1 protein-coding gene is annotated in these 251 nt (G+C 50.2%); it reads right to left on the bottom strand.

The genetic code is table 11. The features are described from left to right. Positions 1-251 (bottom strand): TRAP transporter large permease subunit (locus tag NLF92_RS13470; RefSeq protein WP_254102766.1); only part of this gene is annotated, 251 nt, incomplete at both ends.

Below are 251 nucleotides of genomic sequence, written 5' to 3'. Positions count from 1 at the left end.
GAATGAAAGAAACAGCAATGATATCAACATACGGAATTTGCGTGTAAGACGCCATGATGAAAGCACCCGCGCCCATCACTGGCGGCATCAACTGACCACCTGTCGATGCCGCAGCTTCAACCCCCGCCGCGAAGCGCGAAGGAAAACCTGCTTTTTGCATCAAAGGAATACTGATAACACCGGTTGAAACCGTATTTGCCACACTAGATCCAGATACTGAGCCCATCAATCCCGAGCCAATCACTGCGATA

Source organism: Opacimonas viscosa, assembly GCF_024199005.1.
Lineage (GTDB): Bacteria > Pseudomonadota > Gammaproteobacteria > Enterobacterales > Alteromonadaceae > Opacimonas > Opacimonas viscosa.
This window is presented reverse-complemented; position numbering and strand designations above follow the sequence as displayed.